This is a genomic window from Vibrio sp. YT-15, from assembly GCF_033337445.1.
GTDB lineage: Bacteria > Pseudomonadota > Gammaproteobacteria > Enterobacterales > Vibrionaceae > Vibrio > Vibrio alginolyticus.
On record NZ_JAWOQR010000001.1, the window covers coordinates 34,583 to 56,667 of the forward strand.

General features: G+C 43.8%; 22 protein-coding genes. 5 read left to right on the top strand and 17 right to left on the bottom strand.

Going from position 1 to position 22,085, the window contains the following annotated elements; all coding sequences use genetic code 11:
* Positions 1-14: 14 nt before the first annotated feature.
* From tssL to tagH, 4 genes are read right to left on the bottom strand one after another with little or no spacing between them, the layout of a single operon-like run.
* On the bottom strand, positions 15-1,307 hold the full coding sequence (tssL, locus tag R7D93_RS00145; RefSeq protein ID WP_213867752.1) for a type VI secretion system protein TssL, long form: 1,293 nt from the start codon (positions 1,305-1,307) through the stop codon (positions 15-17).
* A gap of 11 nt (positions 1,308-1,318) precedes the next feature.
* Positions 1,319-2,644, bottom strand: coding sequence for a type VI secretion system baseplate subunit TssK (tssK, locus tag R7D93_RS00150; RefSeq protein ID WP_080276943.1), 1,326 nt, complete (start codon positions 2,642-2,644; stop codon positions 1,319-1,321).
* Between the two features lie 21 nt (positions 2,645-2,665).
* Positions 2,666-3,121 (bottom strand): type VI secretion system lipoprotein TssJ, encoded by a 456-nt coding sequence (gene tssJ / locus R7D93_RS00155; RefSeq protein ID WP_017820223.1) that lies wholly within the window; start codon positions 3,119-3,121, stop codon positions 2,666-2,668.
* Positions 3,122-3,132: 11 nt separating this feature from the next.
* The gene (gene tagH, locus R7D93_RS00160; RefSeq protein WP_005375931.1) at positions 3,133-4,326 is read right to left on the bottom strand and encodes a type VI secretion system-associated FHA domain protein TagH; all 1,194 of its coding nucleotides are present in this window, start codon (positions 4,324-4,326) and stop codon (positions 3,133-3,135) included.
* 312 nt (positions 4,327-4,638) lie between these two features.
* On the opposite strand from tagH, the gene R7D93_RS00165 reads away from it, so the two are divergent.
* From R7D93_RS00165 to R7D93_RS00175, 3 genes are all read left to right on the top strand, one after another.
* Entirely contained in the window at positions 4,639-6,789 is a 2,151-nt protein-coding gene (locus tag R7D93_RS00165) for a serine/threonine-protein kinase (protein WP_225496191.1), read from the top strand.
* Between the two features lie 446 nt (positions 6,790-7,235).
* On the top strand, positions 7,236-7,571 hold the full coding sequence (locus R7D93_RS00170) for an Hpt domain-containing protein (RefSeq protein ID WP_025767707.1): 336 nt from the start codon (positions 7,236-7,238) through the stop codon (positions 7,569-7,571).
* A gap of 34 nt (positions 7,572-7,605) precedes the next feature.
* Positions 7,606-7,797: a hypothetical protein gene (locus R7D93_RS00175; RefSeq protein WP_025767706.1), complete on the top strand. Its 192-nt coding sequence runs from the start codon at positions 7,606-7,608 to the stop codon at positions 7,795-7,797.
* A 70-nt stretch (positions 7,798-7,867) separates the two neighbouring features.
* Here the strand turns inward: R7D93_RS00175 and R7D93_RS00180 are convergent, their stop codons facing one another.
* From R7D93_RS00180 to R7D93_RS00195, 4 genes are all read right to left on the bottom strand, one after another.
* Entirely contained in the window at positions 7,868-8,329 is a 462-nt protein-coding gene (locus R7D93_RS00180) for an ATP-binding protein (RefSeq protein WP_053349943.1), read from the bottom strand.
* On the bottom strand, positions 8,310-9,539 hold the full coding sequence (locus tag R7D93_RS00185; protein WP_213867754.1) for a PP2C family protein-serine/threonine phosphatase: 1,230 nt from the start codon (positions 9,537-9,539) through the stop codon (positions 8,310-8,312). The genes R7D93_RS00180 and R7D93_RS00185 overlap by 20 nt, the downstream gene beginning before the upstream one ends.
* Before the next feature lie 28 nt (positions 9,540-9,567).
* Complete coding sequence (locus tag R7D93_RS00190; RefSeq protein WP_005375908.1) at positions 9,568-9,828, bottom strand: hypothetical protein; 261 nt, start codon at positions 9,826-9,828, stop codon at positions 9,568-9,570.
* Between the two features lie 220 nt (positions 9,829-10,048).
* Positions 10,049-10,663, bottom strand: coding sequence for a glutathione S-transferase family protein (locus R7D93_RS00195; protein WP_213867755.1), 615 nt, complete (start codon positions 10,661-10,663; stop codon positions 10,049-10,051).
* 284 nt (positions 10,664-10,947) lie between these two features.
* Here R7D93_RS00195 and R7D93_RS00200 point away from each other — a divergent pair, with 284 nt between their 5' ends.
* Positions 10,948-11,523 carry a TetR/AcrR family transcriptional regulator gene (locus tag R7D93_RS00200; protein ID WP_005375904.1) on the top strand — a complete coding sequence of 192 codons (576 nt, stop codon included), beginning with the start codon at positions 10,948-10,950 and terminating at the stop codon, positions 11,521-11,523.
* Position 11,524: 1 nt separating this feature from the next.
* Positions 11,525-11,929, top strand: a complete 405-nt coding sequence (locus tag R7D93_RS00205; protein WP_213867756.1) for a PPC domain-containing DNA-binding protein — start codon at positions 11,525-11,527, stop codon at positions 11,927-11,929.
* A 97-nt stretch (positions 11,930-12,026) separates the two neighbouring features.
* On the opposite strand, the gene nirD is transcribed toward R7D93_RS00205, so the two are convergent.
* The 9 genes from nirD to cobA form a co-directional block, all read right to left on the bottom strand.
* A complete protein-coding gene (gene nirD / locus R7D93_RS00210; protein WP_054823874.1) occupies positions 12,027-12,362 on the bottom strand; it encodes a nitrite reductase small subunit NirD in 336 nt (111 codons plus the stop codon).
* A complete protein-coding gene (gene nirB, locus R7D93_RS00215; RefSeq protein ID WP_225496192.1) occupies positions 12,363-14,882 on the bottom strand; it encodes a nitrite reductase large subunit NirB in 2,520 nt (839 codons plus the stop codon).
* Between the two features lie 10 nt (positions 14,883-14,892).
* A complete protein-coding gene (locus tag R7D93_RS00220; protein ID WP_064376516.1) occupies positions 14,893-15,729 on the bottom strand; it encodes an ABC transporter ATP-binding protein in 837 nt (278 codons plus the stop codon).
* Positions 15,730-15,740: 11 nt separating this feature from the next.
* A complete protein-coding gene (locus tag R7D93_RS00225; RefSeq protein WP_079401738.1) occupies positions 15,741-16,706 on the bottom strand; it encodes an ABC transporter permease in 966 nt (321 codons plus the stop codon).
* Between the two features lie 72 nt (positions 16,707-16,778).
* Positions 16,779-18,143: a CmpA/NrtA family ABC transporter substrate-binding protein gene (locus R7D93_RS00230; RefSeq protein ID WP_005387573.1), complete on the bottom strand. Its 1,365-nt coding sequence runs from the start codon at positions 18,141-18,143 to the stop codon at positions 16,779-16,781.
* Between the two features lie 265 nt (positions 18,144-18,408).
* Positions 18,409-18,990: an ANTAR domain-containing response regulator gene (locus R7D93_RS00235; protein WP_225496193.1), complete on the bottom strand. Its 582-nt coding sequence runs from the start codon at positions 18,988-18,990 to the stop codon at positions 18,409-18,411.
* Between the two features lie 73 nt (positions 18,991-19,063).
* Positions 19,064-19,981: a dienelactone hydrolase family protein gene (locus R7D93_RS00240; RefSeq protein ID WP_225496194.1), complete on the bottom strand. Its 918-nt coding sequence runs from the start codon at positions 19,979-19,981 to the stop codon at positions 19,064-19,066.
* A gap of 229 nt (positions 19,982-20,210) precedes the next feature.
* On the bottom strand, positions 20,211-21,164 hold the full coding sequence (locus R7D93_RS00245; protein WP_045477745.1) for a glycosyl transferase family protein: 954 nt from the start codon (positions 21,162-21,164) through the stop codon (positions 20,211-20,213).
* Positions 21,161-22,066, bottom strand: a complete 906-nt coding sequence (gene cobA, locus R7D93_RS00250; RefSeq protein ID WP_225496195.1) for a uroporphyrinogen-III C-methyltransferase — start codon at positions 22,064-22,066, stop codon at positions 21,161-21,163. Before cobA ends, R7D93_RS00245 begins: the two co-directional genes overlap by 4 nt.
* Between the last annotated feature and the right edge of the window lie 19 nt (positions 22,067-22,085).

Sequence of the window (22,085 nt, forward strand, 5' to 3'; positions counted from 1 at the left end):
CTATCTACCTATTATTAATTCGCGACAAGAAGGTCGATTTCAATCCGGCGGTTAATAGCTCGGTTTTCATCACTACTGTTTTCAACTAATGGTCTTGCATCCCCCAATCCCTCGGGTATCACTCGCCCTTCTAATGCACTATTCGAGATCAGTTGTTCAGACATAGCAGTGGCTCGAGCTAATGATAGGTGCCAGTTCGAGGGATATTTACTCGTGAAAATAGGCCTATCGTCGGTGTGACCAGTAACAATGATCTTGCCTTGGGTCGACTCCAATGTTCTCGCAAGCTTAGAAATAACGGGTTGGATGTAAGCGACAACATCAGCACTACCTGATTCAAATAGATCTTGAGACTTTAACGAAATTCTTACCCTGTCTTGCAGCGGCTCAACATTGATTAGCCCCTTACCGATCTCAGTTGCTAGATACATTGAAATCTTTTCTGCAATTGGCGCTGATTTTGATTCTGACGTTGCATCTTGGTTAAGTTGTTGCGGTTGAATCAAATTGACTAATTGAGAAAAGGTGCGATTGGATGCCTTATTTAGCTCATAACTAAAATACATATATATGCAGACCAATAGTGCCGCCGTTACAGAACATACAACCCAAAGAGGAGCTCTATCAGAAGCCTTTGAGCCATTCAAAATGTGTTGGTCGATACTATTGCTTAGTTCCTGAGGGACTCCTCTCCCATAAGTCTTAAGAGTAGCAATAACCTGTCTTCTCAATTTCCGGTGCGATTCCAGTCCATTTTTTTCTAAACGGTATTGACCCAGAAACCCGAGAGATAAGCACACATACATTAGTTCAAGCAAATCTAAGTTCACATCTGGTTTCGCCATGCACTTATCAAGATGCTTAAAGAACGCTTCCCCACCTTGACTGCTAGCATAGAAGGAGCTAAGTAATGAATCGTGACTCCAGAATGAATTCCCACCCCAATTGGTGTTAAGGACAACTTCATCTAGTGAACAGCATAAACAATAACGAGCTGTATCAATGGTATCCAAATCAACGTCATGCTGACGTAATCGGTTCTCATAATCTCTAAGCTTTTGTGCCAATGTCTCTTTTAGAAACAACGGATCGGAATGAGTCGCTGTCGAGCGAATTTGACCGATAATAGATAACAGGCCATTCGCCTCTGCTAGTAGAGAGTTATTCCCATAAGCGACCACTGAATCATTGTTCACCAATCCAGGACTTTTTGAGATAACTACGGTATTATCCACAGACTTTTCTGATTGTGGTTTCGATGCGGGTGCTCTTCCACCCGGTGTTGGTTTTACTATCGTTTGTTCCATACAGAGCGCGCCTATTGATTAATACTCCAAAGCTCAAGTTCAGCATTCGGAAAATGCCCTGATAGGTGAAGCGCAATACCGCCACTATCTTTTAGCCTCATCCAAAATGGCCCTTTCTTGACAACTTCGAAATAAACATAGCCCGTTTGGTAAGGAATCTGTCTCGGGACGACACTCAACGGCACTACGTTTATACCGTTGATCTGATTATTAATTAGATCGCGAATCTGTTCTGCCGGGCCAAACTTGAGTTGCGCTGGGACCAGGCGTCTTATTTCATCTGTTGTGGTGTCTGCTTTAATTGCTAGCACAAATTGGCATGACTCAAGCAAGCGTTTATCTGGAAGCGGCGTCACTTGAATACCGTATTGGCGAGGCTCCAACGGAAGTTTGGTCGCAGTTTGGTCAAGGACAACACTGAGGTACTGACTGAGTATCTGATTCAACTCGCTATAGACACTTGATACATCTAAGTGATCATACGCAAGCAAACTTGGGACTCTTTTAGTTTTATTAGAAAAAGTGGCTAACTCACCAATGTAACCTTTAAGTGTCGTCGCTAATTCCAGTGGATGTAACCTATCTAACTCACTGAAATGCTTTAACTTCGCCTCATATCGGTTCAGCATTTGGAGCATGATGAAATCAACAGCAGATGCCGATGCAGATTTACCCTTAATCAAGCGCTGTGCAATAACGTCAGCACGCATCTTTGTCATCGCGATAACGTTACGTAGATAAGCTGACATAACTTTGTCGCTAAGGAGGTTGATAAGCGGAGGAACGTACTCATCGTCTAGTATAACTTCCCCTTCAGGAGTTACCTCTTTGATCCTTAAGATAGGTAACTCCACATAACCCGCTAATTTGTCATTACTCGCTTTCAACTCTAGGTTAAGGGCTGCAACTTGGATGGTTTCTTCATCTTGTCCTGTAAGGTTATCTATCACGTCGATATCTTGAAGTACATAACGAGAGACGATCGATTCGCTTACATCCGAAACGTTTTTACCTGTAACACTTGAAAGAGGGAGAGTTATTTTTACTAACGTATTTTCAGTGTTTTTATCAATAAGTAGAGGCGAAACTGAATCGTTGGATATTAACGTATTAACCAACGTCATATCTGGCAAAACAGCTTCAAGATGCTCAAGTTCAATAAGACCATCTTTTAGCGCGTGTTTTTTTACTCGACATTTCCAAACTCCCCAATTGTAAGCCCCACCTAACTGATGTAAGCCCTTGAATTCTTGAGAGGTTGCGCGTTCTTGTTGTTGGAAGTGCTGGGGACGTAAAAACATTCCTTCGCACCAAGCCGTCTTGGAGTATTGCGTCATTTATAATTAGCCAACTAAACGTTATTTAACGACCAAAGACAGATCTTCTAACAATACTTGATATGTGTTGTAACCGGTCTTATCCACTTTAATGACTTGTCGCCAATTTGAGTTTTCAATATCTCGAAACGCTACGACAATGCCTAAATATTCTGTCTTTGGAGACATACTTGCTTGATATGTTTCTTTCTGACCTGGAGTTAATGAAACTTCATATTTATTCACTAAATCAGGTCCTAAGACTTTTTCACTTTCTTCATAAATAGAAAAAAAGTCCTGGCTTTCGAAAATGGTATTTGACGTTAATTCAAATACATACACCACTACAGGAGAAGGCCTGCCGTTTGAATCAGGATTAATGTTATGACTTGCTGCTATTTCTAAATCTGAGTATGGATCAACAACTAGGTTCGCTGCTGAGCACCCAAATAAAGCCATTGAAATTAATAACAAAATATATTGGTAAAACTTTTTCATCACCCTAATTCCTAGCCTTTGTTTTTTAATGCTAATTCATAGTGCTTAGCGAAGTCTTCTAAATAGAACGGAGACTCTTTATTGATAATATCATCGGATAACTTTTCATGAATATCCTCAAACCTCTTCCAACTTTGAGCATATTTTCTAGCTGGAATAACCTTATTAATAACCGTGTCTTTCGCTAAAGCATCTGAGTATATAGAAGTAGGTTCAACAAGTGACATAACACTCGAAACCGTACCTTCAACACCTTTCATTAAGGCTTGCTCATGACTTTCGATGTCATTAAATGCTTCTTTAATGGCTGCATTTGGCTTTAAGAAGCTAGCGGTTTGACGGTTATATAAGTTATGAATCGCATCTTCTAAGTTTGCAGAAAACTTTAAAGGGTTATTTTCTGACTTACGAAATGCGGTATGACTAAGTCGATTTGTTTGTTTAAACACTGCTCTGTTATGCAGTGTTTCCATTAAACCAACTAGCATCAAAGAAAATGACTCCCCCAGTTGTTCGAACCATTCCTCTCGGTTATCGCTGGGAATCATCATTGGATCTATACCCACCCCTCTAACAAAAGCCGCAAGTTCACCCCCATTGGTATCAAAGTTGGGAGTCGATAGGTGTTCTGATTGTCGGTTAACTTTCGGTAAAGTTTCAGATACGGTGCTCTGTTTTTCGGGCTTTGGGATATCAATAAAATCATCGACTAAACCAATATCTAGCTGAAAGTCAGAAGGAACACTTTCGTTTAAGAGTTCACTAGCACTAAGGCCTAGGTCCACAAATTCTGCTTCCGATGGACTTGAGACTACTTCAGGGGGTGCGCTAGAAAGACTTTTACTTGTCTCAAGACTGAATACATCTGTATCTGTTTGAATAGAAACTGAAATTTGATAATCCCCTAAGCTAACCATATCGTCATCGCTTAGTGCTATTTCATTTCCTTGACCCACAGGAGTTACAGCATTATTTACAAAAGTACCATTAGTTGAGAGGTCTTTTATCAAGTATTTGTCACCAAACTTAATCAGTTCTCCGTGGGTTCCGGATACCACTCTTTCAGGATCTGGTAGTGTCCAATCACATTGTTCAGACCTACCAAATGTAACCTTGGCATGTTCATCACTTGATTCAAACACGAACTCACTCTCAATCTCTGGAGTAAATTTGTGAAAACTTGTTATGGTTAAAACCAACTTCATGTAAACCTCGCCAAAGACCTGCTAGATATTATTTTTAATTTTATTATTAACTGGCTTCTTATTAACAGTAAGATTAATAAAAATCTTAATACTGCCATTGAAAATCATGCACGGAATAATGAATCATTTTTTTATCAAAGCAATCACGTATTGTTCAACAATTTTAATTATCCAACCAAGTTCAAATTTTTGACACTTAGACTTTCATCAATAAAAAAACGAATGTTAGTTTGGCCGAGAAATTCTAACATAATGACTTTTCATTGAGCAGAAAGGTATATATTCCCCCATCATTTATACGGAGTTCTTGTGATGGAAGACAGTAATAAAAACAATTCTATAAATAACGAAGAAAGCGGAGATAAAACTAAAATTGTAAAGACTCAAAAACGAGACAATGCAATTAAATCAACCAAACTCACTAATAATGAAACCTCCGTTAAAAATAGAAATGAAACAAATACAAAACTGTCTCAAAAAGAAAACACTCCGTTAGTTAATAAGAAAAAAAACAATAAAGATGACTCATTAAATAATAACAAAGATGTTATTAACGAAAGCTTAATAGGAACGACCGTTAAAAATCGGTATGAAATTGAGTCGGTTATTGGGCATGGTGGGCTTTGCGATGTTTACTTAGCTAAAGATAAGATTCTTGAATCTTCAGGTTCAGAAACACCCTACGTTGCGTTAAAAATATTACAGAAAGAGTTTGCTTCTCAACCAGAGACTGCACGCATGTTAATACGTGAAGCTCAACAAACTCAAAGGTTAAGCCACCCTAATATCATTAGGGTTTTTGATTTTGGTGTTGATGGCGAAATATACTTTTTAGTTATGGAGTATATTAACGGAGAAACATTAGAGAGTTTAATACAGCGTTCTAGGCCCCATGGGCTGAAGTTTAATGCAACTTTATCAATCCTAAATCAGGTACTCGATGCACTCTCATATGCTCACTCTCTTGGTGTAGTGCACGCCGACCTAAAGCCCGCTAATGTGATTTTAACGTCTGAGGGTGACGTTAAGCTGCTTGATTTTGGTGTATCTAAAACTCATCAATTAAAGCAGGATCAATATGCGGCTAAACGTAAATCCGAAAATGTTGAAACGCTTGGTTATACTCCCAACTATGCATCACTCAACCTGTTATCCGGTAAGGAACCGAACTTAAGCGACGATATGTTTGCTCTATTTTGTATTGCTTACGAGTTATTGAGTTGCAAACACCCTTACGCAAGAACTCCAGTTAATGAAGCTCTCAAAAAGAAGATCAAGGTCTCTAAACCAACTAACATGCCTGCATCTAAGTGGCCAATATTTTCAAGCGTATTTTCAACTGGCATCATTCCGTACGAGCTGACCCCTGAGCAGTTGAAACGCAAATTGAATATGCGCTATTGGCCTATTGCTAGCGGCGCGGCAGCGAGTATATTATTAGTTAGCGGCATTGTATTTGGTTATCAGCAGCAACAAGAAACCATCGCCACTTTGGAAACCGTTATTAGCAAGCAAAATGATCAAATTGCCGGACAAGAGTGGCAGCTTGATACGCCAGCAGAAAAAAGTTTGGCACTGATTGATAGTGAAAAAAGCTTACATCCAGTCGTTAAGGCTGGCTTATTACGCTTACACAAGACCTATATTCTCAGCGAGTTTGAATCTGAAATTGATCAGGTTTTGAATTCTGATGCCAACAACTACCCGAATTATGATGAAATTGAGTCCATACTTGATAAAGCAAAAACCTACTACCCTGACTCACATAAAATAGAAGTTCTTGCCTTAGATATTCAGTCAAGCAAGCACTCCACGTTACTTTCGATAGCAAGGCAAATCAACAGTCAACTTGAAAAGTCTCGGTACAGTAAAGAAGACGGCAGTAAATCCATCTATGAGCTCAAGGATGAGTTAAATCAGATTCATCAAGGTTATCCTTTCACGCCAAGTTCGTTATCTAGCGATGTTTTCGGTCAGCACCTCACTGAAGCACTCAAAAAGAAAGACGCAGCTGCACTTGTTGCTCTTATTAAGGTTGGGAACACCTTCTTTTCAAACGTAGAAGAGCATCAAGAGAACTTACAGATAAGTAATGCGATGAAAGATGCAGTGCTGGAAATGAAATTATATGAGACAGCGCTAGATTCCAACAGCCCTCTACCGTTTCCAGAAGATGCCGCTAGAATCCTGTTCCAAGAAGAGTTTGAAAACTTTTATTCTCGCCTAGAAAAGGCAAGGACGACAACTCATCTCGATAACTTGGTGAAGGATATGGATCTGTTCTCGAAAAACTTTCCTATTGGTTTTCAGGATGTTAACGATTTAAGATTCAAAACTGCTGATAAATACTTACGCTTCTCCGATATATTACTTAATAAGAGAAGGACTTCAAGCGCAAGACGCGCTATGAAGAAAGCCAACGAGCTTATGAAGCAAATAGAACAGGACTCTAAGCAAAGCTAGTAATACAAAAGGGACGCGAGTCCCTTTTTTGCCGCAGATTACTTGCCAATATGCAACTAGATTGCTAATTTATACTTGTACTTAATGAGGAGAGTTAGCCTTGACTGAAGGAATAGTCAAAGTTGGCGAACGTCTGGCGTCCGTATGTAACGATAGCCTTAAACTAGGACTGCAAGACACTTACCGACTCGCCGTTTTACTTGGAAACGTCCCCTTTGCTACTTGTGTTAAAAACACACGAGTTGAAGTTTTTTCATCCCTACATTTCGACCATTGCCGTTTGGATATAAGTCAAAATATCTTTAACAATGACTTTCTTTTTGTAAGTTTATCTCAAGCGACAAGCAAACTATTTCTGCTCAAATACTGGTTATGCCATTCATACCTTCGGCTAAGCCTTCATTATCCGAAACATTCCTCTACCTCAACGTTTAATAGGGGTATACATGATTAATTTTGATGTTCTCAATACATACATGGATAACGACGTAGATCTGATCGTCACTGTTTTTTCTACATACCTTGAAGATCACACGAATGATATAGAGCGTATAGATGAGCTATATGCAAGCAGATGTTGGTCAGAACTCTATCTATTAGCTCATAGTTTAAAAGGCATTCTAGAGAGTTTCGGAGAAGACACCGCGGTCATTGCGTTTCAAAGAATAGAAGAAAAAACCAGAAACGATACAGCGCCAGATAGCTCAGATATAGCTATAGTTACTAAAGAGCTAGCTGCAATTAATCAACAAATCTTCGCTTACTTGAAGAATATGCAATAAAGAAATTCAAGGCTTAACTGGGGGAAATATGGCAATGAATAATAGCAATTTCAGGGAGTTGATTGAGTCTCTCAAAGACCTAACACCAACTCAAAAAAGGTACTTACTTAGCCGTACAAAGATGGCGCTAGATGATGAAAGTAATATGTTAAACATCAGTGATATTCTAACACCAGAAGAGTTGGAGGCGTTACTATCACCGGCACCAACAACGAATACAAAATAACAATGATATACAACGCAACCGTCAGGTTAACGCTAGGGACCAAGTGAAGGAAATCGACTTTGCTTGGTTGTTAGTTTCTCTCCCTATTCCTTTTCACTACAACAAACGTATTGTTTTCGAAACCTTTTTCCAATTTAAACAGGTCAGATAATTGAGCGACTAACATCAGTCCGCGACCAGAGGAGGACCAACTATCGTCATCCATTAAGTTAGGTGCCTCAATCTGTTTGTTTTTATGTTGGATGAACGTCTTTTCATTGATCGGCGCTCCGCAATCAGAGACTCTCAGTTCCACGAAACCGGACACTTGGTCATCCCCAACCCTACACTCCACTTCAATTGGCAGGCCTTCTATTTCACTGTAAGAATGAATATAAGCGTTATTCATGAGCTCAACGACACAAAGCTCCAATGATTGAATTGCATTTAAGGGGATTTGATGACCCATCAAAAACCGAACAACGTCTTTGCTCGCACTTCGTGAGTGAGTAAGGGAGCTCCCGTAAGTTCGTTTAAATTCGCTCTTTGACATTCTTTTCCTTAAAGTCGAGCCTCTCACCATGCCATTTTACCTGTAAAAGGCTCGCATCATCATCAAACTCATCTTCGTTATGCCAAGATTGTACTTTTTTAAAGACGTCTCCCACTTGGTCTTCAACTGTCAGCGTGCAAACAGCTTTTATACTCGATGCCAATCGTTGTAGTGAAAACATTTCCTCACCCTGCCTCGCTTCAATCAAACCATCCGAATAAAGCCACAATGCATCGCCCTCATCCAGACTAATTTGGTTACCGATATATTCCATCGGCTGCATTGCACCAACGATAAAGTTATCGTCACCTATCTGTTCCATCGTTTTCGTACTCGCTCGCCAAACTAAGATCCTGGGGTGGCCAGCCGTGCAATAGCTAAGTCGCCCTGATTTTGTGTTAAGAATGGCGTAAGCCATAGTAAAGTAAAGTTGACTGTTTCTAGTTTGCTGATAACGCCGATTTAGCCGTTCAATCACAGATGCTGGCTCACTTACGCAATAGCCGTCATCTCTCAACTCCATCGTGATCGAATCAGGCCCCTGACTTTGAGATAGTGTCTGTTGAATAGAAAAAGCCATCAAAGCTGAAGAAATACCATGACCAGAAACATCACATACATAAAACGCAACATGTTGTTCATCGAGCTCCAAATACCCCAACATATCACCACCAATCTGGGAGCATGGTTTGTAGACATAGCTAAAATTTACATTCTGAATAGTTGATTCAGCAGGGAGTAGTTGCTCCATCAGATGACTAGCAGACTGTAGGTCTTGGTGAATTGTTTGATAGGCCGCATCTAGCTCTTTATTTCTCTCAACAAGTTTGTTGTGCAGTTCTAAAGTACGAAATCCCGCACGGATTCTGGCCTGAAGTTCCTCTACAGACGTCTTTTTATCTACGAAATCATCTGCGCCAGCATCAATGCCTTTCACGATCGAACTTTGGTCATTTCTAGAAGACAGTAGAACAAAGAAAATGTAACGTTCGCTAACTTTAGATTTTAATTGGCGACACAATTCAATACCGTTAATTCCAGGCATCATTAAATCACTCAGCACAAACTGAATATCAGGGCGGTGGGTTAGCACTTCGAGCGCCGCTCGTCCGTCTTCAACAGCAAGCACTTCATAGCCTTGCTTTTCCAATGCACTGCTGATGTAAAGCAGCACTGTTTTACTGTCATCGACCAAAAGAATGGGTTTCATCTGCCTCCTTAAAGTGGTGCTATACTGGCTAACGCAAAACACTAGTCACTGACTGCTCATTTCTAAAACGGCTGTAGTCTTCGGCTAATAATTGGTGTTGATATCGAGTGTAAGACAACGCTTCATTAGAAATTAGTATCTGATGCTCTTTTTCGATTAACTGACTTTGCAGCCTTTCAATCTGTTCATTCTGCTGTGTGTAATTGAGGTATAGTGCGAATAGACCAAAAACCGAAACCATTAACAGGGCTATTAGAATATTATTGATAGTTTTCACTTGAATATTCATGACCTCTCCTTGTCTATTATTAGACTTTCCATGATGAAAGAGAGCGTCTACGGACCAAGAGCTCGAGGCTCTAAAACGCAACGAAGCAAATTGAGGTTGTTTTTCCAATTATAGGCGATAGGAGAAAAAATAAGAAAAATCTGAAAAAATTTGAATATCCTGCTGAGTTAAGAATCTGTAAGGTGGTAGCAGCGAGCTATCATCCACTCGCTGCAATAGATTAACTCTGAAATGCAGGTCTAGCTAAAATTTGGTTATACCATCGAGCAATGCTTGGCGACGTCGATAGCACATCAATTTCTAGGCCTTTAATTGCGAAACTGATCAAAATAAAGCCTGTTATATCGACGATAGTAAAATGGTCTACGGCGATAAAATCATTATGTTCAAGGCGCTTGTCTAAGACAGGCAGAAATTCGTAGACGCGTTGTTTTGATTCTTCGCCCCATGCTTCAACGCAACGTTCTCTGTCTCCATAAACTCCGGTCATGTTTCGAAACGCCTGAAATGCCGCATTTAGTCCTTGGAACTCCACCACACGATGCCACATTTCCACCTGAGCACGTTCGAGCTGGTTAGCACCAAACAGCGCCAGATCATTTTCAAACGCTTCATCTAGGTAGCGACAAATCGCCACGCTTTCGCAGATCGCTGTGCCATCATCCAGTTCTAGTAGAGGCACTTTACCGTTCACGCTTTTCGATTTAAACGGTTCAGATAGGTTATCGCCCTCACGAACGTTCAGCGCAATTCGCTCAACCTCGCCACCGATTTCCTTTAGAAAAATGCTAACTCGCTTACAACTTGGAGTCATTGCGGTTTCATAGAGCTTCATTTCACATCCTTTTATCTTTTTCTAACCGATTGGTTAGGATATACTGTAGCCAGTTTATAAACGATCAGTCAAGAACTTCACTATCAAAAATTTTCAAACAGTTGTGGGTCTGTTTGCTGAGCGAGATTTTTGATGCCGTTTGTGAGTTCACATGAATTTGGGGGCTGATACCCAAGAATAGATGGGTATTCATCATATTGGTTCAGTTCGAACGCTAGAGGTTCTCTGTACCATCCCTCCAAAGCAATTTAATTACCCGATAAGCAGACCCAGGCAGGTAATTTATGGCAAGAAAAGCCAACTTCGACCGAGATGAAAAGCTTCTCGTGGCTATGGATGTGTTTTGGCGCAAAGGCTTTGCGAACACGTCTATCTCGGATCTCACCGACGAGTTGAACATCAACCGCTTCAGTCTTTACAACACCTATGGTGACAAGCAGCAGCTCTACTACGAAGCGCTCGATACTTACTTAAAAAAGGTCTCGCTACCCTCACTGAATGATTTGGAAAAAGACGACGCGTCATTACCTGAGTTGGAATCGTTCCTTAAATCTTTTGCTGAGCTGCAACGCAAACGCAACTGTGGGTGCTTTATTCAAAATGCGTTGATTGAGCACGCTGGCGAAGATGATGACGTACTGCGCAAAGGGCATTTCTTATTTGACCATCTTATCGACATCATTGCGGATGCGCTGACCAATGCGCAAAAAGAAACCTTAGTGCCGAAAACGCTGAAACCAGAAGAGCTCGCTCGTTTTGTTCTCAACAACATGCAAGGTATGCGCGTACTTGGCAAAGCCAAACGTTATGCCGACTTGGATACCGCGCTTTCCTGCTTGCTAGTTTTGATTAGGAAGTGACATGTCGATTGAAGTGATAGCAGTACGTCTTACCAAAGGCATGGACTTAAAGCTGAGCCTAGCGAAATTGGTCGAGCAGCATGGCATCAAAGCAGGCTCGATTGCCTCATGCGTTGGCTGTACCTCTGACCTCAACCTTCGTTTGGCAGGTGCAGATAGTACGTTAACCAAACAAGAGCCATTTGAAATTGTCTCTGTGATGGGAACCCTAACGGCTGAACATCAACACGTTCATATCTCGGTGTCTGATCGTGAAGGACGAGTTTGGGGTGGGCATTTGTTGGAAGGCACAGTGATTGATACTACCGCAGAATTGATCATCCATTCTTACTCAGAACTTGAGTTTACTAGAGCGATGGACGACTCGACTGGCTATACCGAACTGCAAGTGAATCCTTCCAAATAGTAAAAAGCTCCAGAGCCATACTGGCTGTCTCTGGAGCTTTATTCGCTCATCTCTTACGCTAAGAATTTAATCATATCGAGCAAGCTAGTTTCGAGGGTCATTCTTCGACTAAGTAACAAACCTGATTATCGTCGACTATTACTTGCCACGTTTTTAGACAGTGCGCATCGTCTTCCAAACATTGCCCACTCTTTAAACTGAAGTGCTGTTTATACAGTGGTGATGCAACACACATCTCACCATCAATATCACCGACAATCCCTCGACTCATCACATAAGCCTTACCAATTGGGTCCCAATCCTGAACGGCGTAAACACCACTATCAGGAATGTAGAATAACGCGACATGCTCGCCTTCAATCAATACAGTGGCACCGATAAACGGCATTAAGTCATCAAGCTGACACAATTTCACTTTGGTTAAAGCTGCCATTTACACCTCCTGTTTCACTGGAATACGCTGACCGCGCACACGTTGGTACGGTAAGACTTTACTGCCCGACGTGCTGTTCAAGAAAGGACGGAAGCGTTGCAATTTTTGAGGATTATCCAGCGTACTCTTCCACTCACATTGATAGGTATCTACGACTCGTGCCATTTGTTCATCCAAAGAGTCACATAGATTGAGAGAGTCATCCAGAATCACTTGCTTAAGGTAATCTAAGCCCCCTTCCATGTTCTCCATCCACACAGACGTACGCTGCAAGCGATCAGCGGTGCTGACGTAGAACATCAAAACTCGGTCAATCATGGTGATCAACTCTGATTTGGATAAGTCGGATGCAAACAAATCAGCGTGTCTTGGTCTCATGCCGCCATTACCACAAACGTATAGATTCCAGCCGTTTTCAGTAGCGATCACCCCAATGTCTTTACTTTGCGCTTCTGCACACTCGCGAGTACAGCCCGATACGGCAAATTTAAGCTTATGGGGCGCTCGCAATCCTTTGTAGCGGTTCTCTAACTCAATGGCTAATCCGACCGAGTCATCAACACCATAACGACACCACGTAGAACCGACGCAAGATTTCACGGTGCGCACCGATTTGCCGTAGGCGTGCCCTGTTTCAAAACCAGCATCAATTAAGGTTTGCCAGATTTCTGGGAGTTGCTCTAACTGCGCACCAAATAAATCCACGCGCTGACCGCCGGTGATCTTGGTGTACAAATCATATTGCTGCGCAACTTCGCCTAGCACGATAAGTTTATCTGGTGTAATTTCGCCGCCCGGAACACGAGGTACAATTGAGTAAGAGCCATCTTTTTGCAGGTTTGCCATAAAAGCATCGTTAGAATCTTGCAGAGATTGATGCTGTGGCTCCATGATGTGTTCATTCCACAAAGAAGCAAACACAGATGCCGCTGTCGGCTTACAAATATCACACCCATGCCCTTTGCCATGCAGTGCAATTAAGGTGTCGAAGTCTTTGATCTGTTCCACTTGGCAAATATGGAACATATCTTGGCGACTGAGCTCAAAGTGCTCACAAAGGTGGTTGTTAACCTCTACCCCCATGGCTGCCAATTGAGTATCCAATACCGACTTCACCATATTGCTACAGCCACCACAGCCAGTACCGGCTTTGGTGTTGGCTTTAAGGTCTGTCAGGTTGGTAGTGCCGGCTTGAATCTCGGCAACTAAGTCGCCTTTTGTGACGTTGTGACAAGAGCAGATGATAGCGCTGTCTGGCATCTCTCCGTCCAGCATTCCGGTATCAAACAGCAGGTTCGCGGCGTGGTCTGGTAGAACCGTTTTGTTCAAATAACACTGTAAGAGCGCATCGTAGTCGCTGTTGTCACCAACGAGAATCGCACCAAGCAATTGGGTGCCGCTCGCATCAACCACCAGCTTTTTGTAGATGCCTGCAACCGCATCTTGCAACACCATTTCCTGTGCGCCTTCGGTTTGCATTTGTGCATCGCCGATAGACGCCACATCCACCCCAAGCAGCTTGAGTTTGGTGCTCATGTCAGCACCTTTAAAACCTTCGCTCGGCATACCAGTCAAGACATCGGCAGTCGTTCTCGCCATGGTGTAACCGGGTGCGACTAAACCAAATATCTTCTGCTCCCAAAGGGCACATTCACCAATCGCGTATATGTTCTCATCGCTGGTTTGGCATTGGTTATTAATCACAATGCCGCCTCGCTCGCCTATTTCTAGCTCAGCCAGCCTTGCCAACTCATCTTGAGGACGAATGCCTGCGGAGAAGACAATCACATCCACTTCGAGAGGATCTTTGTCTTTAAACACCATTCGATGCTTAGCCGTTTCACCATCGCAGATTCGCTCCGTCCCCGTTGAAGTGTGAACGGTTAGCCCTAGCGCTTCAATCTTCTCTTTTAGTACTAAGCCAGCACCATCGTCTAACTGCATGGGCATCAGGCGGGGAGCAAATTCAATAACGTGAGTTTCTAGCCCCAATAGCTTGAGTGCGTTTGCCGCTTCTAAACCCAATAAGCCACCGCCAACCACTGCACCTGTTCTTGCACCTTCACATGCCTTTTTGATTTGTGAAAGGTCATCAAGCGTGCGGTAGACAAACACGTTGTCGCGGTCTTTACCTTCAATTGGCGGCACAAATGGGTACGAACCAGTAGCGAGCACAAGTTGGTCGTAACCCAGCACATCTTCACCATCAAGCAGAATGCGCTTTTGCTCTCTGTCTATGCCTGTTACTTGGCTGCCAAGTACAAGTTGGATGCCATGCATGTCGTACCATTCTTGGTTACTCAGCATCAAATCATCATGAGACTTACCCGCAAACAAAGAGGACAACTGTACACGGTCATACGCGATAAAACGCTCTGCACCAATCACGGTAATTCGGTGCTCCAAATGCGCGTTTTTCTGCACTAATTGCTCGACGAGGTGTTGCCCGACCATACCGTTGCCTACCACAACGATGTGGCTCAATGCGTTCTTTACTGGAATCGTTAAAGGACTGTTCATCGCTGCCTCCTTATGCCGTTTGCGCTGCAGTTTTGGGTTTGTCTTCTTTCGAAGCAGGAATCTCGACTTTGGATTGCTTCTCGTAAAGGAACTTCAGCACTGCTTGTCTACACTTCTGATACTGCGCATCATCTGCCAGTGCGACACGCTCACGAGGGCGAGGTAGATTCACTTCTAACACTTCACCAATAGTTGCCGCCGGTCCATTAGTCATCATCACGATTTTGTCGGATAGCAACACCGCTTCATCCACATCGTGGGTAATCATGATGACGGTGTTGTTTAGCTCGGCTTGAATCTTCATCAGTGCGTCCTGTAAATGCGCGCGTGTTAGCGCATCCAACGCGCCAAATGGTTCATCCATCAGCAGAACCTTCGGTTGAAGTGCCAGTGCTCTCGCGATGCCGACTCGCTGCTTCATACCACCCGAGATTTCATCGGGCTTTTTGTGCGCGGCATGCTGCATTTGAATCAACTCCAAATAGTGGTTCACTTGTTCCTGAATCCACGCTTTGCCCTTTTTGCCGGCAATTTGTTTTACTGCGAGCTCAACGTTTTGATACACGGTTAACCAAGGCAATAATGAATGGTTTTGGAACACCACTGCGCGGTCAGGCCCTGGTCCGGATACTTCTCGTCCATCGACGATCACGCCGCCATCTGTTGGCATGTGCAGCCCTGCGACTAAGTTCAATACCGTTGATTTACCGCAGCCAGAGTGGCCAATCAGCGATACAAACTCACCTTTATTGATTTGTAAATCAACGTTCTTAAGCGCGATGAACTCGCCATCTGGCGTTGGGAATCGCATCCCTAAACGCGTTAGATCTAATAATGCTTTTTCCATGATCTTTTCCCTTATCTCAACGCTTGTTGTTTATTCCAAGACAGCCACTTTTGAAGTTGCAGCATGCCTCTATCGAGCATCAAACCGATAAAGCCAATAGTGATGACTGCCACCATGATGCGCCCCAATGATGCTGAACTGCCGTTCTGGAACTCATCCCAAACGAACTTGCCTAACCCTGGGTTCTGAGCGAGCATTTCTGCCGCAATCAACACCATCCAAGCGATACCTAAAGAGAGACGTAAACCTGTGAAGATCATTGGAATGGCAGAAGGTAAAACGATAGTGCGAATGTGCTGCCACCACGAAAGTTGGAGCACTTTGCTCACGTTGATTAAGTCTTTATCAACGCTCGTTACGCCCACTGCGGTGTTAATCAGCGTCGGCCATAAGCTACACAGCGCCACAGTGATCAGTGAGTTGATGAACGACTTAGCAAACATCGGATCATCACTCACATAAGTTGCACTCACCACCATAGTGACGATAGGCAGCCAAGCCAAAGGTGATACGGGCTTGAGCAATTGAATGATTGGGTTGAACGCTTGATACAGTCCTTGATTCAGACCAAGCACGATGCCAAGTGGAATCGCAATGACAGTCGCCAATAGAAAGCCGGCAGTAACAGTCACTAAGCTTGTTATGATTTGGTCGAAGAACGTCGGTTTACCTGTGTAAGGACGAATCTTCACTTCCGCATCCGGATTCTTGACTAACTTCGCAGCATTGCGTTTTTCCTGACGTTCGATAAACGCTTGTTCCTTTTCTCGCTCTTGCCAATGGTCATCGACAAGGTTGCTGAACTGCTGAAAAGTTTGCACAGGCCCCGGTAGCGTACCTAATGAGGTTTGCACTTCTCTCGCTGCTAAGTGCCACATTGCCAAAAAGATCAGCAAACCAATGACGGGCAAAAGTACCAACCGACTTCGGTTCACTACCTGCTTAGCAGGAAACAGGGAAATGACATTACTAGACATACTCACTCCTAAGAAATTTACATCCTTGTTGCCACAAGCGAATCCCCTCGCCTGTGGCGTTTATCGTTATGGTTAAACCTTGTCTTTTCCTTTAAGCCCGATAGAGAACTTCTCTAGATATTTATTTGGCTCGCGACCGTCATAAACGATGTTGTCGATAAAGTGTGTTTGTGGCGCACGAAAGCCATCTTCAGCACTGAAATCTGGGAAGTCTTTTTTGCTCAACACACCATCTTCAATTAGCGCTTGAGCCGCTTGTTGGTAAATGTCCGGACGGTAAACCTCTTTTGCGACATCCATGTACCAATCATCGGATTTCTCGCTTGAGATCTGTCCCCAGCGACGCATTTGGGTCAGATACCAAATCGCATCGCTGTAATACGGATAAGTGGCGTTATGACGGAAGAACACGTTGAAGTCTGGCACGTCTCGTTTGTCGCCTTTCTCGTATTCAAATGTGCCCGTCATCGAGTTGGCGATAACTTCGGCATCGGCTCCAACGTATTCGCTTTTTGATAGCATCTTCACTGCTTCTTGGCGGTTGGCATTGTCGTTTTCATCCAACCAATGTGCAGCTCGAATCAAGGCTTTCACTACGCGAATGTGCGTGTTTGGATACTTCTCAGCCCAAGCTTTGGAAACACCAAACACTTTCTCTGGGTTGTTCTTCCAGATCTCGTAATCGGTCACAACTGGCGTACCAATACCTTTGAATACGGCTTGTTGGTTCCATGGTTCGCCTACGCAGTACCCTTTGATCGTGCCCGCTTCCATTGTTGCTGGCATTTGTGGTGGCGGTGTAACACTCAAAAGAACGTCAGCATCCAACTGACCACTGTTGTCACCTGATTCTGGGGCATAAAAACCTGGATGGATCCCACCCGCTGCTAACCAGTATCGCAACTCATAGTTGTGCGTCGATACAGGGAACACCATGCCCATATTGAAAGGTTTGCCTTTATCCAGATAGCTGTCGACCACAGGCTTCAGTGCATCCGCTTTGATTGGGTGAACAGGTTTGCCATCTGGTTGTTTTGGAATGTATTGCTTCATCTGCTCCCAAGTATCATTGGAAACCGTGATTGCGTTGCCGTTCAAATCCATACTGAACGCGGTAATCACTTCTGCTTTTGTGCCGACACCAATCGTCGCGCCCAATGGCTGACCAGCAAGCATGTGCGCGCCAGCCAGCTCACCGTCGATGACTCGGTCTAAAAGCACCTTCCAGTTTGCTTGCGCTTCTAAAGTGACGTACAAACCTTCGTCTTCAAAAAAGCCTTTCTCATAAGCAACCGCCAGCGGTGCCATATCGGTTAACTTAATAAAACCAAACTTCAGGTCTTCAATTTCTGGCTCACCCAACTCTGCCTTTACGCTGACCGTGGTGAATACCGATAATGAAATTGCTGACACTTTCAGCATCGAACTCCATTTCATTGGTTTGCTCCCATAAAAAAAGCGCCACTACTCCGAAGAGCAGTAGCGCCGTTGCTAAGTCTACAATTACCGCCGTTGATAATTGAGATAAGCGATTCAACAATAAACCCAATTCTTCTAATCCAATTACTGTGCCAACTTATTTTTCACAGTAAATACAATAGATTAGTATATCTTGCCGTTTGTTATTCCCTGTTATTGCTTGCTGATAGTGCAACACGCACCACGTTAGAAAATGCACTCTAACCCCAAAGTGGTAGAGCAACTAATCAAGCACCTCCAAAGTAGTTATCAAATTCTTGGCAACTTGTGCGAGCGTTTGGCTCGATTGCATGGCTGAATTTCTAAGTGCTTTATAAGCCTGTTCTTCATCAACGCTGTGCATCTTCATCAGCAGACCTTTGGCTTTTTCCACCAGCTTGCGCTCTTCAATCTTATGGGTCAGTAATTCAATTTCCGATTGCATACTTTCGAATTTCGCTCTCACTAATGTCGCATGTTCAATCCAAGGTTGAAGTGCAAACTCACTATCGTGCGGCATAAGAACATAGTCCATTTTTTCTGATAACCGATTGATATCATTAGATGATAACTGCTTTAAGACGATAAGAAGTGGTGCCGATTTTCTGCGGCAGAAATCGACGATCAAACGCAGTTCCGCGGTTGGTTGCTGCCATCCAACCACAACGCTTGCCGACGGTTCTCGTTGCATTAACGTTTCTAGTTGTGCCAATTGGCAGCCGATGATGTTGTCGTAATCTTTGCTCAATAAGCCGGACAATCGAGCCTGCTCTTGGAGGCTATCACAGCATACTATGATAGGTGTTTTTGACGTTGATTGAGTCATGCACATTCCTTGTTTATATCTCACTCACTAAGAGAGACATAACAAGGAATGTGCCAACTAAGGTTGAAGCGTTTTAACTAGAGGCGAGATGTTCTTTGAAGAAGCCGAGTGTACGCTCCCAAGCGAGTGCCGCTTCTTCTGGTGCGTAGCGTGCCGTTGAGTCGTTATGGAAGCCGTGGTTGACGTTCTCATACATTAACGCTTGATACTGTGCGTCGGTCGCGATTAACTGCTGCTCATAGGCAGGCCATGTGTCGTTAACACGCTTATCGAGCCCTGCAAAGTGAATCATTAATGGCCCTTTGACTTGCTTTTGGATCTCTTGCGCCGCTGGTGTTCCATAGAAAGGCACACCTGCATCGAGCTCCTCAGGCATTACCGCTGCAAGCATATTGACAATGTATCCACCGAAGCAGAATCCAACCGCGCCCAATTTACCGTTGCCACCCTCGTATTGTTTGAGGAAGTTAGCGGCTGCAATAAAGTCTTGTTCGATCTTGGCTCTGTCCATCTCTTTCTGCATGGCGCGACCTTCATCGTCGTTCCCCGGATAGCCGCCGAGTGGATAAAGTGCGTCTGGAGCGAAAGCAATAAAGCCATCTTTTGCAAGTCGTCTTGCGACATCTTTGATATAAGGGTTCAGACCTCGATTTTCATGAATCACCAACACGGTCGGCGATTTTAAGGTCTTCTTCTGTGGCATCACCAAATAACCACGCCCTTCTCCATGCCCATTTGGAGATGGAAAGGTTTCGTAAGTTGCTTTGATGTCAGGATCGTTAAATGAAACTTGTTCTGCGAGTGCGTAATTCGGGGTTAACGCATCGACCAGTGCTGTCATGCTAAAGCCAAGCACCGCAAGGCCACCCAGCCTGTTAAGAAACTCACGGCGCGTGATTTTTCCGTGGGCGTATTCGTCGTACCAATCGAAGGCTTCTTGCGGGATCGGATGAGAAGCCTCTTCACTAGGAGTGGTATGCTTTAGAACCATTATCCATGTCCTCTGTGTCTTACCATATGGGATTTTCTCATTCTCAAACGCGAAGCTAAAAACGAACGCGATTGAGGCTAAAACTGCGGTTTCACCACTCTGATACGGAGCAAGGTGGTGAAACACATCATTGGCGAGCTAGGATCTTTTACCTTCTTCAAACAATAGATAATGGATTCAGATTCAACAACTTTGCGTCGTTGGTTTTACATTAATTGACAATAGTATCTTATTGCTGGCCGCAATAGGCTTGCCAGTAAGAGAAAGCTCGTTCGAATGCTTTTTCCCTGTCATGCATTTGTGCAAATAGCACCACTGTCATGGTGGCAAGAACCGTATTTGCCATTTGGTTCATGTCGTCTTCTGACGTTCCAAACGGGCAGTTTGCAGGCATTGGCACCTCAGACAGCATTTGTTCCGTCCAGTAATGCGATGTCACGCCGCTTGTTTGGCTTAACCATACTGTTTGGCTTACTTTCGGGTTGTATTCTGACTCACCCGATTGTCCTTTGAATGACACAACGGCATGAGCGGTTTTGCCAATCTCGAATTCGACTTCAGCATGAAGTTGTTGGAACCCGGGATGAAAGCTACCACGAATACCAACCGTCGCCTGCCCCGGATTCAATGCTCGAACCACGGTATTAATCGGCGTTCTAAGCCCATAACGATTCTTCCAACCAATCATGGTTTCTGCTTGGGGTGCAAACGAACTCAGCGGCAGATACACAATGTTTTGTGTTTCTAACACACGCTTTGCGTCTTCTGCTGATTCCGCTTTCGTAATAGCAAATTTGTCGAGGTAGTCTTCAGCGTGTAAACGTCCAGATTGACGGTCGTGATAGCCGTGCATCAGCACTTTATGACCATTATCGGCGAGGATCTTCGCTGCCAACAGGTGCCAAGGCTGACCTGCCGCTTCACGTTTGCCCGCATAACATGGCCAATCAATATCTGCACCAATAGCTGGCATGCGGGATTGGAATGCTTTCACAAAGCCAGCGATTTCTTGTTGAGTTTCGTTCTGTACACGGATCAGCATCAATAGCATTGCCATCTGATCATCATCGCACTCACCGTTTAGGTATTCATCCATAACTCGAAACGCTTGGTCAAAGTTCAGTGGTTTTCTACCACGTTCGCCACGACCGACTGTTCTTATACATTCCAAAATGCTGCTCATATTCCCTCGTATTCCGTCACTGACTGTACGGTTTCTATTAGTTGTTCGCGCAGTTTGACAACTTCTCCCATCACAATCAATGCTGGGCTCACGCCTTTAAGTGTAATCGATAAATCATTGAGCTGATTGAGTTGTGTAACGTGCACTTGTTGTTGAGGGCTGCAACCATGAGTGATGATCGCGACTGGGAAATCTGCTCTCAAACCGGAGTTGATTAATCCCGTTTGTATTTGCGATGACTTTTCTAACCCCATATAGAAGACTAACGTTTGTCCGCTTTGCATCAGTTGACTCCACGCTTCAAATGCGCCTGTTACCACTTGCCCTGTAACAAAGGTAACGCTGCGAGCAACGCCACGATGAGTCAGCGGAATCAAGCTGTTTGCTGAACATCCAATCGCAGCGGTAATGCCGGGAATGACTTCGTACGCGATTGAGTGTTTGACGAGTGCTAACGCCTCTTCACCTCCACGGCCAAATACAAAAGGATCTCCCCCTTTTAAGCGTACAACTCGCTTTCCTTGTTGAGCGAGCGATACCATCAAGTCACAAATTTCTTCCTGACCAATACTAGGTTGTCCGCATCGTTTGCCCACGTAAATCCAATCGGCTTGTGGCGAAGCCAACTCCAAAATATCTTTGTTAACCAAACGGTCGTACAGCAGAACCTCTGCCGACATAATCGCTTTCACAGCCTTCACGGTTAACAAGTCAGGATCGTGCGGCCCTGCTCCAACAATCGAGACAAAACCTTTGCGGTTCGCGTCGAGGTCTACTGAATGGTCTTCTAAGAGTTGGTTCAGTTTGCTTGCTTGATCATGCTTAGAAAAGCGAGACGAGCGTTCTTGATTCTGACTCGCTTGTCCTTTCTTAAACCAAGACTTTTGATAAGGCGCTTCCATGTGCTTATCCTCTTTATGA

Bases quoted from the DNA above. Each gene is read 5' to 3' on its own strand.
- nirB (WP_225496192.1), bottom strand. From the start codon at position 14,882: ATGAACAGTCCTTTAACGATTCCAGTAAAGAACGCATTGAGCCACATC.
- R7D93_RS00200 (WP_005375904.1), top strand. From the start codon at position 10,948: ATGGCAAGAAAAGCCAACTTCGACCGAGATGAAAAGCTTCTCGTGGCT.
- R7D93_RS00220 (WP_064376516.1), bottom strand. From the start codon at position 15,729: ATGGAAAAAGCATTATTAGATCTAACGCGTTTAGGGATGCGATTCCCA.
- R7D93_RS00240 (WP_225496194.1), bottom strand. From the start codon at position 19,981: ATGGTTCTAAAGCATACCACTCCTAGTGAAGAGGCTTCTCATCCGATC.
- cobA (WP_225496195.1), bottom strand. From the start codon at position 22,066: ATGGAAGCGCCTTATCAAAAGTCTTGGTTTAAGAAAGGACAAGCGAGT.
- R7D93_RS00235 (WP_225496193.1), bottom strand. From the start codon at position 18,990: ATGACTCAATCAACGTCAAAAACACCTATCATAGTATGCTGTGATAGC.
- tssK (WP_080276943.1), bottom strand. From the start codon at position 2,644: ATGACGCAATACTCCAAGACGGCTTGGTGCGAAGGAATGTTTTTACGT.
- tssJ (WP_017820223.1), bottom strand. From the start codon at position 3,121: ATGAAAAAGTTTTACCAATATATTTTGTTATTAATTTCAATGGCTTTA.
- tagH (WP_005375931.1), bottom strand. From the start codon at position 4,326: ATGAAGTTGGTTTTAACCATAACAAGTTTTCACAAATTTACTCCAGAG.
- R7D93_RS00195 (WP_213867755.1), bottom strand. From the start codon at position 10,663: ATGAAGCTCTATGAAACCGCAATGACTCCAAGTTGTAAGCGAGTTAGC.
- R7D93_RS00225 (WP_079401738.1), bottom strand. From the start codon at position 16,706: ATGTCTAGTAATGTCATTTCCCTGTTTCCTGCTAAGCAGGTAGTGAAC.
- R7D93_RS00180 (WP_053349943.1), bottom strand. From the start codon at position 8,329: ATGTCAAAGAGCGAATTTAAACGAACTTACGGGAGCTCCCTTACTCAC.
- R7D93_RS00175 (WP_025767706.1), top strand. From the start codon at position 7,606: ATGAATAATAGCAATTTCAGGGAGTTGATTGAGTCTCTCAAAGACCTA.
- R7D93_RS00245 (WP_045477745.1), bottom strand. From the start codon at position 21,164: ATGAGCAGCATTTTGGAATGTATAAGAACAGTCGGTCGTGGCGAACGT.
- tssL (WP_213867752.1), bottom strand. From the start codon at position 1,307: ATGGAACAAACGATAGTAAAACCAACACCGGGTGGAAGAGCACCCGCA.
- R7D93_RS00185 (WP_213867754.1), bottom strand. From the start codon at position 9,539: ATGAAACCCATTCTTTTGGTCGATGACAGTAAAACAGTGCTGCTTTAC.
- R7D93_RS00230 (WP_005387573.1), bottom strand. From the start codon at position 18,143: ATGAAATGGAGTTCGATGCTGAAAGTGTCAGCAATTTCATTATCGGTA.
- R7D93_RS00170 (WP_025767707.1), top strand. From the start codon at position 7,236: ATGATTAATTTTGATGTTCTCAATACATACATGGATAACGACGTAGAT.
- R7D93_RS00190 (WP_005375908.1), bottom strand. From the start codon at position 9,828: ATGAATATTCAAGTGAAAACTATCAATAATATTCTAATAGCCCTGTTA.
- nirD (WP_054823874.1), bottom strand. From the start codon at position 12,362: ATGGCAGCTTTAACCAAAGTGAAATTGTGTCAGCTTGATGACTTAATG.
- R7D93_RS00165 (WP_225496191.1), top strand. From the start codon at position 4,639: ATGGAAGACAGTAATAAAAACAATTCTATAAATAACGAAGAAAGCGGA.
- R7D93_RS00205 (WP_213867756.1), top strand. From the start codon at position 11,525: ATGTCGATTGAAGTGATAGCAGTACGTCTTACCAAAGGCATGGACTTA.